This is a genomic window from Desulfurococcus mucosus DSM 2162, assembly GCF_000186365.1.
Lineage (GTDB): Archaea > Thermoproteota > Thermoprotei_A > Sulfolobales > Desulfurococcaceae > Desulfurococcus > Desulfurococcus mucosus.
In genome coordinates this window covers 353370-368614 of record NC_014961.1, presented here as the reverse complement: position 1 = coordinate 368614, position 15245 = coordinate 353370, and the positions used below count along the sequence as shown (strand labels likewise).

Annotated in this window: 16 protein-coding genes; 8 read left to right on the top strand and 8 right to left on the bottom strand. The window is 55.9% G+C overall.

Annotated elements, in window-relative coordinates; translation table 11 throughout:
• Window positions 1–2 precede the first annotated feature (2 nt).
• Both DESMU_RS01950 and DESMU_RS01945 read left to right on the top strand, forming a co-directional pair.
• Window positions 3–1154 (top strand): AAA family ATPase, encoded by a 1152-nt coding sequence (locus DESMU_RS01950; RefSeq protein WP_013561919.1) that lies wholly within the window; start codon window positions 3–5, stop codon window positions 1152–1154.
• On the top strand, window positions 1151–2416 hold the full coding sequence (locus tag DESMU_RS01945) for a vWA domain-containing protein (RefSeq protein WP_013561918.1): 1266 nt from the start codon (window positions 1151–1153) through the stop codon (window positions 2414–2416). The genes DESMU_RS01950 and DESMU_RS01945 overlap by 4 nt, the downstream gene beginning before the upstream one ends.
• Here the strand turns inward: DESMU_RS01945 and DESMU_RS01940 are convergent.
• From DESMU_RS01940 to DESMU_RS01930, 3 genes are all read right to left on the bottom strand, one after another.
• Window positions 2409–3644 carry an aminotransferase-like domain-containing protein gene (locus tag DESMU_RS01940; protein ID WP_013561917.1) on the bottom strand — a complete coding sequence of 412 codons (1236 nt, stop codon included), beginning with the start codon at window positions 3642–3644 and terminating at the stop codon, window positions 2409–2411. The two genes, DESMU_RS01945 and DESMU_RS01940, sit on opposite strands and share 8 nt — an antisense overlap.
• 67 nt (window positions 3645–3711) lie before the next feature.
• Window positions 3712–4377 (bottom strand): DUF47 domain-containing protein, encoded by a 666-nt coding sequence (locus DESMU_RS01935; RefSeq protein ID WP_013561916.1) that lies wholly within the window; start codon window positions 4375–4377, stop codon window positions 3712–3714.
• A gap of 56 nt (window positions 4378–4433) precedes the next feature.
• On the bottom strand, window positions 4434–4958 hold the full coding sequence (locus DESMU_RS01930; protein ID WP_013561915.1) for a THUMP domain-containing protein: 525 nt from the start codon (window positions 4956–4958) through the stop codon (window positions 4434–4436).
• A gap of 70 nt (window positions 4959–5028) precedes the next feature.
• On the opposite strand from DESMU_RS01930, the gene DESMU_RS01925 reads away from it, so the two are divergent.
• The 3 genes from DESMU_RS01925 to DESMU_RS01915 all read left to right on the top strand — a co-directional run bounded on the left by DESMU_RS01925 (window position 5029) and on the right by DESMU_RS01915 (window position 6728).
• On the top strand, window positions 5029–5298 hold the full coding sequence (locus tag DESMU_RS01925) for a hypothetical protein (protein ID WP_013561914.1): 270 nt from the start codon (window positions 5029–5031) through the stop codon (window positions 5296–5298).
• Window positions 5295–6149: an XdhC family protein gene (locus DESMU_RS01920; protein ID WP_013561913.1), complete on the top strand. Its 855-nt coding sequence runs from the start codon at window positions 5295–5297 to the stop codon at window positions 6147–6149. The genes DESMU_RS01925 and DESMU_RS01920 overlap by 4 nt, the downstream gene beginning before the upstream one ends.
• A gap of 72 nt (window positions 6150–6221) precedes the next feature.
• Window positions 6222–6728, top strand: coding sequence for a hypothetical protein (locus DESMU_RS01915; protein WP_013561912.1), 507 nt, complete (start codon window positions 6222–6224; stop codon window positions 6726–6728).
• Between the two features lie 62 nt (window positions 6729–6790).
• Here the strand turns inward: DESMU_RS01915 and DESMU_RS01910 are convergent, their stop codons facing one another.
• A complete protein-coding gene (locus tag DESMU_RS01910) occupies window positions 6791–7555 on the bottom strand; it encodes a helix-turn-helix domain-containing protein (protein WP_013561911.1) in 765 nt (254 codons plus the stop codon).
• A gap of 118 nt (window positions 7556–7673) precedes the next feature.
• Here DESMU_RS01910 and DESMU_RS01905 point away from each other — a divergent pair, with 118 nt between their 5' ends.
• Together DESMU_RS01905 and DESMU_RS01900 are read left to right on the top strand one after the other, a co-directional pair.
• Complete coding sequence (locus DESMU_RS01905) at window positions 7674–8414, top strand: thioredoxin family protein (RefSeq protein WP_013561910.1); 741 nt, start codon at window positions 7674–7676, stop codon at window positions 8412–8414.
• Between the two features lie 23 nt (window positions 8415–8437).
• Window positions 8438–8818 carry a metal-dependent transcriptional regulator gene (locus tag DESMU_RS01900; RefSeq protein WP_013561909.1) on the top strand — a complete coding sequence of 127 codons (381 nt, stop codon included), beginning with the start codon at window positions 8438–8440 and terminating at the stop codon, window positions 8816–8818.
• A 184-nt stretch (window positions 8819–9002) separates the two neighbouring features.
• Here DESMU_RS01900 and DESMU_RS01895 read toward each other — a convergent pair whose 3' ends face one another.
• Together DESMU_RS01895 and DESMU_RS01890 are read right to left on the bottom strand one after the other, a co-directional pair.
• Window positions 9003–9407 carry a CopG family ribbon-helix-helix protein gene (locus DESMU_RS01895; RefSeq protein WP_048078558.1) on the bottom strand — a complete coding sequence of 135 codons (405 nt, stop codon included), beginning with the start codon at window positions 9405–9407 and terminating at the stop codon, window positions 9003–9005.
• A 139-nt stretch (window positions 9408–9546) separates the two neighbouring features.
• Window positions 9547–11172, bottom strand: coding sequence for a bifunctional ADP-dependent NAD(P)H-hydrate dehydratase/NAD(P)H-hydrate epimerase (locus tag DESMU_RS01890; protein ID WP_013561907.1), 1626 nt, complete (start codon window positions 11170–11172; stop codon window positions 9547–9549).
• A gap of 324 nt (window positions 11173–11496) precedes the next feature.
• Here DESMU_RS01890 and lysS point away from each other — a divergent pair, with 324 nt between their 5' ends.
• Entirely contained in the window at window positions 11497–13134 is a 1638-nt protein-coding gene (gene lysS / locus DESMU_RS01885; protein WP_013561906.1) for a lysine--tRNA ligase, read from the top strand.
• A 53-nt stretch (window positions 13135–13187) separates the two neighbouring features.
• On the opposite strand, the gene DESMU_RS01880 is transcribed toward lysS, so the two are convergent.
• Both DESMU_RS01880 and DESMU_RS01875 read right to left on the bottom strand, forming a co-directional pair.
• On the bottom strand, window positions 13188–14123 hold the full coding sequence (locus DESMU_RS01880) for an ABC transporter permease subunit (RefSeq protein WP_013561905.1): 936 nt from the start codon (window positions 14121–14123) through the stop codon (window positions 13188–13190).
• Window positions 14124–15245, bottom strand: coding sequence for an ABC transporter permease (locus tag DESMU_RS01875; RefSeq protein ID WP_013561904.1), 1122 nt, complete (start codon window positions 15243–15245; stop codon window positions 14124–14126).

Here is a 15245-nt window from a genome sequence, read left to right as displayed (position 1 = left end):
CCATGAGTGCGCCGCTTGAAGCCGGCCAGTTGATCTCGAAGCTCGGCGTCCTCGTCTCGGAGCTGGAGAAGCCGTTTGTGGGGAGGAGTGAGGAGGCCAGGCTCCTCGTCCTCTCATTGATCTCGGGTGAACACGCCATATTGATCGGGGAGCCGGGGACAGCTAAGTCGGCTCTGGCGAGGAGGCTGGCCGACCTGGTTAAAGCCAGGTTCTTCAAGTACCTTCTCACAAGGTTCACTGAGCCCGACGAACTCTTCGGACCCCTTGACATAGGGGCTCTAAGGGAGGGCAGGTATGTGAGGGTTACAAGGGGGAAGCTGCCTGAGGCCGACATAGCGTTCATCGACGAGATCTTCAACGCTAACTCAGCCGTGCTCAACATGCTTCTCACATTGATGAATGAAAGAGTGGTTTACGACGGCTACTCCGAGATCAAGATACCCTTGCTCACACTTATATCGGCGAGCAATAATGTCCCGGATGAACCCGAGCTCCAAGCCGTCTACGATAGGTTCCTGCTACGCCACTTCCTCAAGCCGGTCAGCGAGAACCTGTGGGGGAGGCTCCTCGAGGCCTCATGGCTCATTGAGAGCGGTGCTTACATGGAGGCTAAGCCCGTGGTGTCGATCGATGAGGTGAAGGCAGCTGGCTCACTGGTCTTCAAAGTAGATGTCAGCGGTGTGAAGGAGAAGCTGTTGAAGCTCTACGCTGTCTTCGAGGATCAAGGGATACATTTAACGGATAGGAGGAAGGGGAAGACCCTTAAAGCCGTAGCAGCCAACGCGTTGCTCAACGGGAGGCTGAAGGCTGTTGAAGACGACTTATTCGTGTTAAAGTACACGGCTCCACGGGACAGGGATGAAGCCGAGAAAGCCTTCTCCATACTGCTCGACGAGGTTGAGGCAAGGGAGAAACACCTCAGGGAGCTCAGCGAGATAGAGGCTAATATAAGGGAGGCTAAAGCATACATCGCGAGGAGCCCTGAGCTAGACCCGAGGCTACTCGACTACCTGAGGAGCTTTGAAACCCTGAGGGATAAGCTGGAGAAGCTGGCACGCGAGGCAAGCGATGAAGTCGTGAGGAGGCGTGCCGTAGACGTGCTCGGCGAGCTGAACGACGCCATAGACACTGTGAAGAGGAAGCTCGTGCTATGAGCGGTGAGGGCGGCACAGGCTTCCTAAAGGGGATCGACTACGGGGACCCCGTCGTCAAGTACAGGGGCTGGAGGGTTAGGAGGCTTGCCGAGAAGCTAGCCGGGAGGAGGCTTAACCTGCAGGGAGCCCTAGCCGTAGACGTCTTCTACATACTCTACCTGCCGGCCCCGGTTCCAAGGGAGGGCGCCGGGGAGCCGGGCCGCGAGATCATTGAGGCCCTGCTCGACTCACCCAATCTACCGGTGATCCGCGGTAAGACGCTCATGGACTCCTTCACCAGCAGCATAGCTGCAGCCGTATTCCTCTCCGAGGTCAAGATGCTTGAGGCAGCCCTCGGGCACACCCAGGGAGCAGGGAGGGGCGTCGACTACTCTGAGGCCAGGAGGATAGTGGAGAGAGCCCTCACCACTGTGAGCATGGATGTCGAGAACGTGAAGATGCTTAAATCCATAGCGGAGGGGCTTGAACCCGGCTCACTGAGCCAGCTCTCCTTCGAAGAGGACGCTGTAGAGGTGCTCAGGCTGGCCAGGGATGTCGACGCAAGGAGGATACTTGAAGTTCTAAGGGGTTTGAAGCCATGGGAGCTGGGTATTGAGAAGAGGAGGAGGCGGTTTAAACACGGCGAGATAACAGGGTACGAGTACGGCAGGGACATAGAGAGGGTGGCACCCTCCAACCTCGCGCTACCCGAGGACGTCTTCTACATTAAGTACCTGCAGAGAAGACTACTCCTCTACGAGAAAGCCGTTGAGGAATCCATGGGACCCGTATACGTCCTCCTAGACAAAAGCGGCAGCATGGATGGAACGAAGATAACGTGGGGTAAGGCTGTTGCCGTAAGCCTCTACCTTAAAGCGGTTAGAACCGGTAGGGAGTTCTACATCAGGTTCTTCGATAGCCAGCCATACCCGTTGCTCAGGGTTAGGAGGAGGCCGAGGCCCGGTGAAGCCCTCAGGCTCATAGACCACGTTGTGAGAGTGAAAGGGGCTGGAGGCACTGATATATCGAGGGCCATTATAACGGCGTGCACCGATATCAGGACGGGTAGCGCCGGCAGGGAGTCCGACATAGTGTTGATCACTGATGGAGTGGACAGGATAGCGGAGAGCATGGTGAGGCTCAACCTGAAGAAGGCTGATGCAAGACTCATAACCGTGATGGTCATGGGCGACAACGATGGATTGAAACGTGTATCACAGAAATACATGAGTGTTGAAAAACTCGATAGGGAAAGCATGCTCAGGGTGATCGAGCTTAAGTAGCCTGACTACTGCCAGTCATCTCCTTGAGCAGCATGCTCATTCTTTTAACCCCTTCCTCTATGAGGTCTTTCTCACTCATCGAGAAGTTCAACCTCACCACGTTCCTCCCAGAGTCATCAGTGTAGAATGCTGCAGCCGGTATGACCGCCACGTTGTGCTTCTCCAGGAGTTGATCCGCGAAGACCCTTCCATCCAGCATCCCGGGCAGCCAGAGGAGTATGAACATGCCTGCTACAGGCCTCGTGTGGCGTAGCCCTGGGAGGTGTTTCTCGATGGCTGAGATCATGAGGTCTCTTTTAACCCTGTACTCTGAGACAGCCTTCTCCCTTATAGTCCTGTAGAGCTTGTTCCTCAATATGTTTAGGACTATGTACTGTGATGGAACCGGGGCACACATGTCCATGGGGCCCTTGGCTGCACGCGCCTTCTCAACTATTTCGCCCGGCGCCTCAAGCCACCCTATCCGTAGCCCTGTCCCGAATATCTTGCTGAAGGAGCCGATGTAGAGTACGCGGCCCTCACCATCCATCGCCCTCAAGGGCTTGATGCCGGCGGGCTCGTAGACGAGGTGGTTGTAAGCAGCGTCCTCCACGATGAGGAGGTCGTGCCTGCTGGCTATCTCGAGCAAGTGCTTCCTTCTCTCCATGCTCATCGTGACGCCTGAAGGGTTCTGCCCAGTGGGTATAGTGTACACTAGCTTGAGCTTCCTTCCCTCGCCGCGCATCGCTTTAACCGCTTCCTCAAGCCTCTCTGTAACCATGCCTTCATCGTCAACCGGGATACCTATGGTTCTCACACCATAGTGCCTCCAGACGAGGATCGTGTTAACGTAGGATGGGTTTTCAACGAACACTATGTCGCCTGGATCCAGCATCAGCCTCCCAACTATGTCTATGGCTTGACTACCCCCGAGGGTTACAACTATGTTCTCAGGCGTGGTTGCCACGCCCTCGTACTCCTTCATGAAGCCCGCTATCTCGGCCTTGAGGTCGGGGAGCCCGTCGGCCGGGGAGTATGCGACGCTCTTCTTCTCCCTTGCAAACACCTCCCTAGCCAGCTCACCGTAGAGCTCTCGGGGTATTACATCGGGGTCTGGTTCGCCTGCAGCGAAGCTTATGACCTTTGCAACCCTTGACCTGGCGGCGATCTTGGAAACAGCCTCCCTTATAGGGCTGGTCTCAATGTAGTTGACCCTGCTGCTGAGGAACTTCTCGTAAACCGGGCTCATGGAGGCCACCGATCACAGAGTGATATTGGGCCCGGTATTTAAACATGTATATACCGTTTATACCTAGCTAGAGGAGCCGTGTCATTATGAGTATCCTCAGGTTGTTAGCGCTGACAGCACATATGTCCGCTGTATCCTCAAGCGCCCTGTTAAGGTTGTGCACGATTATAGCCATGGTTAAAGGTTTAAACCTGTCACCGGCCTCCAGTATGAGGCCGCGGTTCCTCACCTCTAGGTCATCGGCTTTCTCCTCGAGCTCCAGAGTCTTCCCCACCAGCTCCAACGCCTTATTGTAGTCGCCGCTGACAACGGCTTCGAACGCCTCATTATATGTTTCAACGGCTTCAGCCACGGTTTCACAGAGCTCCAGGAGCCCGTTCCGCAGCTCCTGCGGTATCTCGAGGAAGGGGAGTATCCTCAGCTCCTTTGAGACCTCCTTCACGTGGTCGCTTATCCTGTCAACGCTTGAGACGAATGAAAGCAGCTCGGACATGAATGATGCTTCAAGCCTCAGCGAGGAGATAGAGTACTCGAGTTCGCCTCTCAGCTTCTCCCCCTTATCCTCGAGCTTCACTAGCTCGGCGAAAACCGCTCTGGCATCCCCTACCTGGTACTTGTTGAGGAGTTCCACGGCCTTCTTGAACTTCCTCACGACCTCCGAGGATATTGAGACATACTCTCTGAGCTTCTCGATGACGTCGCCTGGGAGTATATCGGCTAGGCTTACCGGCAAGTATTCTCCCTCATCTAAAGGCTATGTGACACAGGGCTTAAAACCATTGAGCAGGCTCACGGCTTCTCAGACTTCAATGTGAGGATATTGGAGGGGGCTGTAACCGTTACAGCAGCATACCTCCTCCTATGGTAGAGCTTCACGCTCCTCACGTACACCAGGTAATCGGGGTTCGTGAGGGATACAGGCCTATCTATTTTCTCGGCAATGATCCTCACAGCATCCATCGTGTGCGCGGGGAGCCTTGTTTCAAGCCAGTAGAGCCTGCCGTGGAGAGTCACCCTGTATGTTCTATCCCTGGGTATCCTCTCCTCCGCTAGCTCCCTGGCTTTCTCCGCGACTACTTCAACATAGGGGTCTACCACGGAGTCAACTGGTATAACCCTGTAGACCACCTGGATCTCGCCGGCGATCTCCCTGAGCCTCGAGGTGAACCCGTAGGGATCCTCCACCCTTAACAGTATCACCGAGGGCCCCTTGTCCACGAGGACGTGGTTTAACCCTGCACTCCTCAGCTTAGCCAGTATGAACCTGTAGTTCTCTAGCCCTGGCTCATGCGTGATCATGAGGTTGAAGCCCATGTACTCCACCACTTGTCTCCAGGCATATATAGGGCTCCAGGATTATAATGCTAAAGGGGGCTGCGGCATCATGATCGGGAGGATCACGGGGTCAACGATCACGTTGCAGGAGGCCATGAACTACTGGGATCTGAGGAGTGTCCTCGAGGTATTAAACCCCCTGCTGGTTGAACACGGGTATGAGCCAGTATTCTTCTTCGAGGGGACACCGGTGCTAGGGCAGGGGGGTTTCTCAGTCATAATAAAGCTTTCAAAAGAACTGGCGCCAAGCGATAGAAGGCTCGTGAAGAGGATCCTTGAGGCCAATGGATTCAAGGTGGTTGAGGAGGATCAGCGTTGAGCAGTAGGGACATCCTCTCAAGGGTCGTCGAGGAGCTGGATAAGGGGAGGCCTGTAGCGTTAGCCGTCATCGTGGGTAAGGAGGGTAGTGGTCCACGTGGACTCGGCTCGATGCTGGCTGTAACGGCCGACGGCTCCAAGTATGGAACCATAGGGGGCGGGGAGTTCGAGGCCTTCGTGATCAAGGAGGCGCTTACAGCGCTGAGAGAGGGGAAGCCGAGGCTACTCAAGGTTGCGCTTAGAAGGGATAATATACCTCCCGACGCCATACCGACAAACATGCTGTGCGGCGGTGTTGTGGAAGTGTTCATAAACGTGTTGAAGCCCAAGCCCCGCTTAGTGTTGATCGGGGCTGGACACGTGGGGAAGCCTATCGCCGACATAGGAAGCATACTTGGCTACAGGATCGTGGTCCTCGATAAAGACCCCTCGCTCGCCAGCAGGGAGAGGTATCCCTACGCTGAAGCCGTGAGGTCCGGCGACATCACCAGGGAGCTAGCCTCCCTAGAGCTCTCGGACACAGACATCGTTGTAGTAGCCTTCGGCGAGGTGGAGGCAGACTACCAGGTTCTCAGACACCTCGTGGAGAGGGGTTTCAAGGGGCATGCATGGATCCTCTGCAGCAGGAACAGGGCTAGATGGATGCTTGAGAGGCTGAGAAGCGAGGGCTTCGACACCGAGGGGCTTACTGGAAGAATCCACATGCCGGCAGGCCTCGACATAGAGGCTGAGACACCTGGAGAAATAGCTGTAAGCATATGGTCCGAGATAATATGCGTGTCCAGATCCTGTAGGAAGCCCGTTGAATCCATGGGCATCCTGGAGACAGGGCCCCGGGACGCTAAAGCTTAAAAACCCTTTTCAACGAGGCCACACGTCTTAAAACCCTTCCCTAAGAGGGATTAGAGTAAAGGGGATGTATTCATGGAGTTGGAGGCAGGGTTCGAGGCACGCTACGATGCACTCCTCTATGATCCAGGGGAGTATGTGAAAACCCTCGTCGACGACGCCGTGTACATGTTGAAGCTCTACAAGGAGACCGGTGAAGACCACGCGCTGGCAGGGTTCATCAAGTTATTCAACAAGTACCTTGAGGCAGTGAGCCCCTTGAAGTACGTGCCGGGGCTCGTGGAGAGGCTCGGAGAGAGGGTTGAGCTAAGGCTCTGGGACGTCGACTTCGACTATGAAGCATTGAGGAGGTTGATGAGCCTCGTCTACGAGGTCAAGGACAGGGGTAACACTGGATCCCTGGAGGCCGGGGTGAGGGAGCTGGCCGGGCTCGTCTCATACTTCATGGCTAAGGTAGGCGTCCCGCTTAGAGAGCTAGGGGGATTCAACGGGCTGCTTGGCTGCAGAGGCTGCTGGACCAGTGACCCATCCCTCATGGCTACGCTGGCCACAGTCCTCCTGATACTTGCAACGAATCCTTGAACACCGCTGGAACACCCTTGCCTCAACTGGTACGCGGCGTGCTCCAGTCTTGCGGAGGGCTGTCAACCCGTGTCAACGAGCCTGTACTCGCGGCCAGCGTAGAGTATCACCATCATCTCCCTCCTCATCTCCTCTAGGAGCATTCTCTCAGCCGGGCTGAGCCTGCCGACGTCCCCGGCTTTTATCGGGAACCTCTTCTTGAACTCCCCGTAGAAGGCTGAGTCGACCACGAGTGATCCAACCCTTATCAGCCTCCCCTCGACAAGGTATTTCTCCAGTAGTGTTCCAAGCCTGCTCTGCGCCTCCGCAATACTCATCACCGGTGTCTCCATGCCTAATCCCTCCCCGCCCCGGGCCTCCGCCCCGCTACGCCTCGCTGCATCCCTCACGAAGCCCTCGAGGCTGGCGAGCCTTGACTCTATGTCTCTCAGCCTGGACTCCAGTTCCCTCAACCGGTTTGAGAGCTCCTCCACCCGTTTCGCCAGGGCGTCGGGTGCCTCACCCACGGGTTGTGGAGGCGTCTGCCTAGGTGTATCAGTACCCGTCTTGCCGCCCCCTGCCTCAGTGCTGCCCTGCTTCCCCTGGATGAAGCTGGTGAGCGTCGGCGACCCCTGCTCCGCATGATCCGCTAGCAACGCCCTTCCCTTCTCAGTTATAGCGTAGCCGTGTCCAGCCTTCTCCACGTAGCCGCCATACCTCAACCTCTCCAGTATCTCCTTCGCCCTTGCGACATCCACTCCCAGTGCCTCAGCTACGTCTCTCACTGAGAGGCTGGGCGCGCTGTTCAAGAGCTCTAGAGCTTTAAGCGTGTATGACCTGGCCTGCAACAACTATACCCATGTATGATCTCCGCCACGGGATCCTTATTAAGGTTGAAGCGGTGGGCTCCATGAGTTTAAAAAGCGTTTAACCAATAATGTTAGATGAACCTAACGGTGGTTACACATGACAGGGTTATTCGACCCTGAAACCGAGGAGGAACTCAGGAAGATATTCCAGTCTATTACAAGGGAGCTCAACGACGTGCTAGTGGTATCCAGGGATGAGGAGAGCCATGTCCACGGAGAGGATGAGGATGAACACCACCATCATCACCACCACCACGGTGGATGCCCCACTTGCGGCGAGGCGAAGATGCTTGCCGAGGAAATAGTCAGGATAAGCGGTGGGAGAGTCAGGTTCACCGTGCTCGACGCTAAGGATGCTGAGGCGTTGAAGCCAAGGTATCTCCCGGCATTCATCTATGATACACCTAAGAGGAATGTACGCTACTACGGGCTCCCCAGCGGGCAGGAGTTCGCGCCCTTCATCTTTATACACGACTACATCTCGAACGGGGTCAAGCTCTCCAAGAGCGTTGTCGAAGAGCTTGAAAGCATTGACGCCCCCCTCCACGTTAAGATATTTGTGACGCCTGAATGCCCGTACTGCCCGCTCGTAGTCGACTTCTTCAACCAGGCCGGCTTAGTGAACCAGGGCATTGTTGTCGAGACCATAGAGGCCTTCGAGCACCCTGTCGAGGCAGACGCCTACGGTGTCCAATACGTGCCCTATGTCGCTATCACAAGGCTCAGCGACTACGATAAGTACGGGGCTAAGCCCATTGAAGTGATCCCGGGTTACCTGCCCCCCGAGGAGAACGTGAAGATCCTGAGGAAGGCTGCGGGGAAGCTTAAGAGGATGTAGGCGTACCCGGATGGTGACGCCTGATGGATTCACAACGCGTTGAGGAGTACCTTGAAGTAATATACGTGTTGTCAAGCCAGGGGAGGCCGAGGGTCAGGGAGATAGCTAGGAGGCTCTGCGTTAAACCCAGCAGCGTCGTCGAGTTCCTCAGGAAGCTGAGTAGTGAAGGCTACATTATCTATGAGAAAGGCGGCAGGATAGAGTTGACTGAGAAAGGGCTTGCAGTAGCCAGGGATGTCCACCAGCGGCACAGGCTGCTTGCAGAGTTCCTTGAAAGCATAGGGGTCCCAAGGGAGATAGCTGAGGAGGATGCGTGTAGAATGGAGCATGTCCTACACCCTGAGACCGTTGCCAAGATACGTGAGTTCCTTGAAAGCATTCATGCAGCCAGACACCAGGGTTGACGCCCCCTGACCTCCTCTCAGCTCTAAAGGAGTTTTTCCTTTAGGGGCTCTATGATTCCCTGCATCTCCCCGGGTTTACACACGTCATCTGTGGAGCAGTCAGAGTTGGGAATCCCTCACAGGCCACGGAGACACCCCCGCCTTAAAAGACGGGGCTTTCAGTTGTGAACCAGGGCTTGTTTCCCTATACGCATACACATAGGTGTTTCACGAGCAGTACTCCTTTCAAACCCCTTACTTCATCTATCAGCTTCTGGATTTCACTGTACCTGCCTCTCACAGCTATTGTGAGCAGGCATCTCTCCTCATCCACATGTATATGGTTCTCGAAGAGCGCTACCCCTATGTACTTGTGCTGTACCTCAGTCAGCTCCCTGTCAACGTCTCCCACCCCGTGCTGGTAGAGGACCATGATGTATCCCACTAGCTCGCATTCAGGTATCTTCTCGCCTAGGAGGTAGCTGCGCAACGCCTCCTGGATAACGGAGCTAACGCTCCTCCCACCGTGCCTTGCAAGGTAGTCTTCGAGCAGGTCTTCGATGTCGCCTGGAATGTAAACCCCTATCTTCCTACCCTTCAAGCAGGTCACCGGGTGCGTGCATAATGCTTTGAGATCACTAGAGGGGTTTAAACACGTATCTGAGCGGTCCCCCGGTCCGTGAAGCGTTCACGGCCACGGGCTCACCTAGGAGGGCTCCGGTCATCCCGCTCGCAACGTGTTTAAGCCGCTAGACCTCCTTGGGCAGGTATTTCTCCCTCACGTAGCCAGGGTTCTCCCTGAGTATCCTGACAGCCTTGGGCAGGTGCTCCATTAAGGTGTCTGGTGTAACCCCGTCCTCGCCGATTTCCTCTGCTGCGAGATCGCCTGCAAGCCCGTGTACTAGCACCCCCATCCTGAGCGCTGCACCCGGGTCCCTTAAGCCGACGCCGTAGAGCCCGGCTATCACGCCTGCCAGGACATCGCCGCTTCCAGCCTTAGCCATACCGGGGTTGCCCGTCATGTTCACATATATGTAGCCGTTGGGGTAGCATATGAGGCTGTGCGCTGTTTTATAGACGATGTATGATCCCAGCTCTACGCATGCCTTCCTAACGTGCTCCACAGGGTTCCCCTGTACCTCTGCGAGGGGTTTCCCGGTTAGCCTAGCGAACTCGGCTGGATGGGGTGTCAGGATAGTGGGGGCCTTCCTCTTCCTGAGCAACCCAGGGTTCTCTGAGACGGCTGTTAAGCCGTCGCCATCTATAATGACTGGTTTATCCAGGGCTTCAACAAGGCTTCTAAGCAGCTCCTGTGTCTCCCTGTTGAGTGATGTACCAGGGCCGAGGACAACTATGTCTATCCCGTGCTCCTCGATGAGGCTGAGTATTTTCTCGAGGTTGCCGTATGCGATGGAGCCCTCGGCTGTCTCCTCGAGTGGCACGTAGACTACTTGGGGTGCTCTCGAAGCAATGAAGGGTATCACTCCCTTCGGGGCGGCGAGCCTCGCGTATCCTCCCCCCGTCTTAAGGAATGATGATGCAACATAGTAGGGGGCGCCATAGTAGTATCTGGACCCGGCTACAGCGAGGAGTTTCCCGAAGACGCCTTTATGCCCCCATCTAGGCCTCTCAGGGATGGGTATCGGGGTGTTCACCTCTCCTGTCACAGAGTCTATGAGGCTCCTCGGGTAGGAGAGGGTTGAGACATAGAGTTTCCCAGCGTAGTCGTAGCCTGGGTAAAGGAGGTTCCCGTACTTCAGGAGGCCGAGCGCCACTGTGACACTTGACTTAACTGCTACTCCTTTCACGAGACCGGTGTCCCCGTCGACGCCTGAGGGGATATCTATGCTTACAACCGGTTTCCCAGAGGAGTTTACAAGCTCGATCACCCTTCTATGGAGACCTGAGACCTCTCCCCTCAATCCAACCCCGATCAACCCTGAAACCACTATGTCTGCCCATCTGAGAGACTTCTCCAGTGCTGTAAGCCCCTCCTCTGAGGAGACTGTCGCCACGGGTACACCCATCGCGGAGAGCACGCGGTGGTTGAAGCCTGCTGCATCACTCATCCTGCCCGGGTCCCCGATGACGAAGGCTTCGACTATGCCGCCGGCTGAGTGAAGCCGTCTTGCAACAGCTAAGGCGTCCCCGCCGTTGTTCCCTGTTCCAGCAACCACGGTGAACCTCCTGCCTTCAACACCGTACTCCCTTAGGATAACCGTGTATACTGCTGAGGCAGCCTCCTCCATCAGTGGGATGCTTCCCACCCCGGTTTTCGAAGCCGCCTCGTCTAAGCGTCTAATCTCGCTGACACTGCACACTTTCACAGGTATCAGCCTCCTCGACGGGGAGGTGTGTGTGAAAACCTCCACCAAGCTACTTTTCTCGGCTTCGAGGCTTAAATGCCTGTGCCTGGATTGAGGACTCCGGTGATTCACCTAGTATATAAGCCTTCACCGTTTGCCCCTGGATATTCATATCTGGGGGCTTTCTCCTCGCCCATGCCTTCACCGGGCAGCCAAGCCGCCTCCGGTACGGGTTCACGGGGCATGGGGCCCGCCCCGGCTCACCCCTCACAGCCGGGGGCACTGCCTCCCCCAACCCACAATCATCATCCCAGGGGCAACACCAAGACTTATAAATGCTTTCACCATCCATCTAGATAGTGGCAACCTATAGTATCCTTTGTGGTGTCCCGCATGGTGAAACACTGGATCGATGAGCTGGCTGACAGCCTCTATGATGCCTTGACGAAGAGGGGTAAGGAGGTATATGTGTTCAACGGCGGGCTATCGGTCTCCGGGCTGCAGCATGTTGGGAGGCTGAGAGGGGAGATCATCATAGCTGAGACGTTGCGCAGGCTGCTGAGTGAACGGGGGCTCAGGGTGAAGCAGTACCTTACTCTCTACACTCAGGACGCGTGGAAGGGCAAGGACTCCCAGTTGAAGCAGTTCCAGAACCCTGCTGAGGCATCAAGGTACAAGGGGAACCCGTTGATACGGGTCCCGGATCCAAAGGGGTGTCATGGGAACTGGGTGGAGCACTACTGGAGTGACTTCGGCCCCTTCATAGGTGAATTCACGGATGGAGCCATAGAGGTTGTAACCACGACGGACATGTATAAGGGGAGGATGAGGGATTTCGTGAAGCTCACCCTGGGGAAGCGGGAGGAGGTTAGGAGAGTCGTAAACAAGTACAGGGGGAGGAAGCCTTATCCGGAGGACTGGATCCCGGTTGAACCCGTGTGCGAGAGGTGTGGCAGGATAGATACGACTGAAGCATTGAGGCTCGTGGACGAGGATCACGTGGAATACGTGTGCGAGCACTGCGGCTACAGGGGTGTCGCAGACATCAGTGATGGGAAGCTCATGTGGAGGATAGAGTGGGTTGGCGTATGGTGGACTCTTGGAGTAGACTTCGAGCCGTACGGGAAGGATCACGCGATGCCGGGTGGGAGCAGGGATAGCTGCGTGGATCTAGCCGTCAACGTCTACGGTTTAAAGCCGCCTGAGGGGCTGCCATACGAGTGGGTTGAGTGGAGGCGGCCGGACGGCCAGGTTGCAGACATGGGGAGCAGTGACTTCATAGGGTTCACGCCGCGCGACTGGCTCGAGGTGGCTCACCCACACATCTACAGGTTCATAGTGTTGAAGACGCCGCCGATGAAGAAGTATAGTGTGGGGCTGCATGAGGTGCCACAGTACTATAGTCAATACTATCGCGCCGAGAGAATATACTATGGGCTCGAGAAGCCTAAGGACGAGGAGGAGGAAGTATTGTTGAAGAGGAGCTACGAGCTCAGCTACCCGAAGGGGAAGCCGCCGAGGGAGCCGCCGGAGCAGGTGCCATACTCCCACCTAGCCGTCCTAGCACAGATCATACCGAGGGATAAGTGGGGGACCGAGGGCTTGAAGAGGTTGAGGAGCGTGGGGCTTCTCCCAGAGGAGCCCACGGAGTACGGGGTGCAGAGGGTTTTGGAGACTATTCCGAGAGCATACACGTGGGCGGTGAAGTATGGTGGTGAAGCCGGTGTCTTCACCCTTAACACTCTCGAGGAGGCTGAGAAGAGGGCGAGGGAGGTGCCAGTGGAGTACAGGGCTTTACTCGGGAAGCTCTACGAGAACCTCACGGCTATAGGCGAGTGGAGCGAGGACTCGGTGAAGAACGCTATGACCAGCGTCACAGGCGGCATGAGGAGGGATATGATTGGCGAGTTCTACAGGTACTTCTACATGGTGTACGTTGGGAAGCCAAGCGGCCCCAGGGCTGCCCCACTGCTAGCCCTCATGGGGAGGGAGCAGGCTCTCAGGTATCTTGAGTTCTTCAGGAATGCGTGATGGGAGAGGAGAAGAAGGGGAAAAACAAGGGTGTTTTAAACCCGGGTGGAAAACTACACTGTCTTCTCCTCCTTATAGTAGGGTTTCCCAAGGCTCGTGGGCGGCGCGAATATCCTGCGCAGCTCTGTCGCACCGTATACAGCCATGACTCCCAGGGTTGCGAGGAACGGTATGAGCTTGGCTACGTCAGCCGAGATCTTGAGCATCGTCATTATCCTTATGTTGAACTCTAGGAGGCCTCCGAAGACGAGGGACAGCGGTATCAGGTATATCGGGTTCCTCCCGCCTGCCAACGCTATGGTGAACGCGAACCACCCGTATCCCAGCGTATACGACTTTATATCCCAGTACCTCTGCCATGCGAGAGGATAGAGGGATGCACCGACGCCCAGTATGTAGAACCCCAGTGCGCCTGCTATGAGCCTGGTCTTCAACACGTTGACCCCTAGGGCTGAGGCGGCATGCGGGTTTTCGCCGCAGGCCTTTATGGATGCTCCGAGAGGCGTCTTCTCCATGAGGAAGTGCACGGCTACACCAGTGATTATTGATGAAGCCAGGAGGGCTCCGTACACTACTGGGTCACGTGGCAGGGAGTAGGGCTCTATGCTTCCAACACTCTGCCTTACAGGGTAGCCCGCCATTATGCCGAGCCCGTAGCCGAGGAACTGGAGGGATAGGCCTAGTGCACCATGGCTTATTGGCAGCGATGTGAGGACCCAGGCCATGAAGACCCCGATCACAGCTGTGAACAAGCCTGTCAACAACACGGCGAGCACTGTTGTAGCCGGGTATGTTAAGCCGAGGGGGGTCAGCAGCCCGTAGAGTGCTACCGCAAGGTATATGCTTACACCGGTGGAGAAGAAGAATGCGCCGTCTATCGCTAGGTTCAGGATCCCTGATTTCTCCATTACGCTGTGGCCTAGGGCCGCCAGGTACATTGTTGAGAACGCCGCTATCAGGGGTGCAGCGTCGACAAGTGCGTCAAGCATTCAGCCCACCCTCACCTCGTAGTCTTTCAGGAACCTCAGTATAGTGTACACTGCGAGTATCAAGCCTATTAGGAGCAGCATCTGCTCGAGGCCGCCTAAGCCGCCGACCTGGAGGTTTATGCCGGCTGTTCTAAGCGACGCTATAATGTATGCTGAAACCGGTATAAGCTTGTAGTCAAGCATGGATAGCCATGCCACGAGTATGGCGAGATAGCCGTAGCCAGCTGTCTGCCCCTCCACAGGGTACGAGAGCCTCAGTAAGTCGCTGAGAGTGTAGAAGGCTGAGGTGAACCCTACTATGGCGCCCGATAATGCTAGCGCGGTGACAAGCGTTAAACGCGTGTTGACGCCGATGCTCTTCAAGTAGTCCGGGTTCGAGCCAAGTATTCTTACCCTGAGCCCTATCTGCGTCTTATTCAGGAGGAACCATGTGAACACCATTATCAACACCATGGCGATCAACCATGGGAGATAGTAGAGTGCCTCGTAGACGAACCCCATCACCGTGTCAGCGACAGGGTTCCCTGCCGGAGTCCTCTGGAGCCCGGTGATGTAGAGCCTGTAGGCAGCCGGTATTTCATCAGTCCTATTATAGCCGTAGACACGCGTACCCTTCAACGGCCCTATCACCAGGATGTTCACAGTGTAGTAGGCAACATAGTTGAGTATCAGGGTGACGGGGACCTCGTCGACCTCAAGGTATGCCCTTATGAAGCCCGCCGCCGAGGCCCAGAGGGCCCCCGTGGCCGTTGCGATTACGATGGATGCCAGTATCACTGCTATCGTTTCAAGCGGTGTGGAAGGGTTGGGTGCAACATAGAGGGTTAACACTATGACAGGTATGGTTGATATGAAGAGCTGTCCCTCGGCCCCTATGTTCCAGAGGGAGCCCTTGAAGGATACTAGTAGCGCGTAGCCGAGCATCGTCAATATTATGAAGTCCTTTACCACTGAGGGAGATGCGAAGGAAGCCGTGATAGTGTACAGTACTTCAACCGGGCTCCTCCCCTGCAGGGAGAGGATGAGGGTGTAGAGCAGTACGCCGACGGCCAGTGACAGCAGGATTATGAGGATTGTACCGTACCTTAACGGCTCCTTCCTCCTCATCACGAGCAGCCGCAT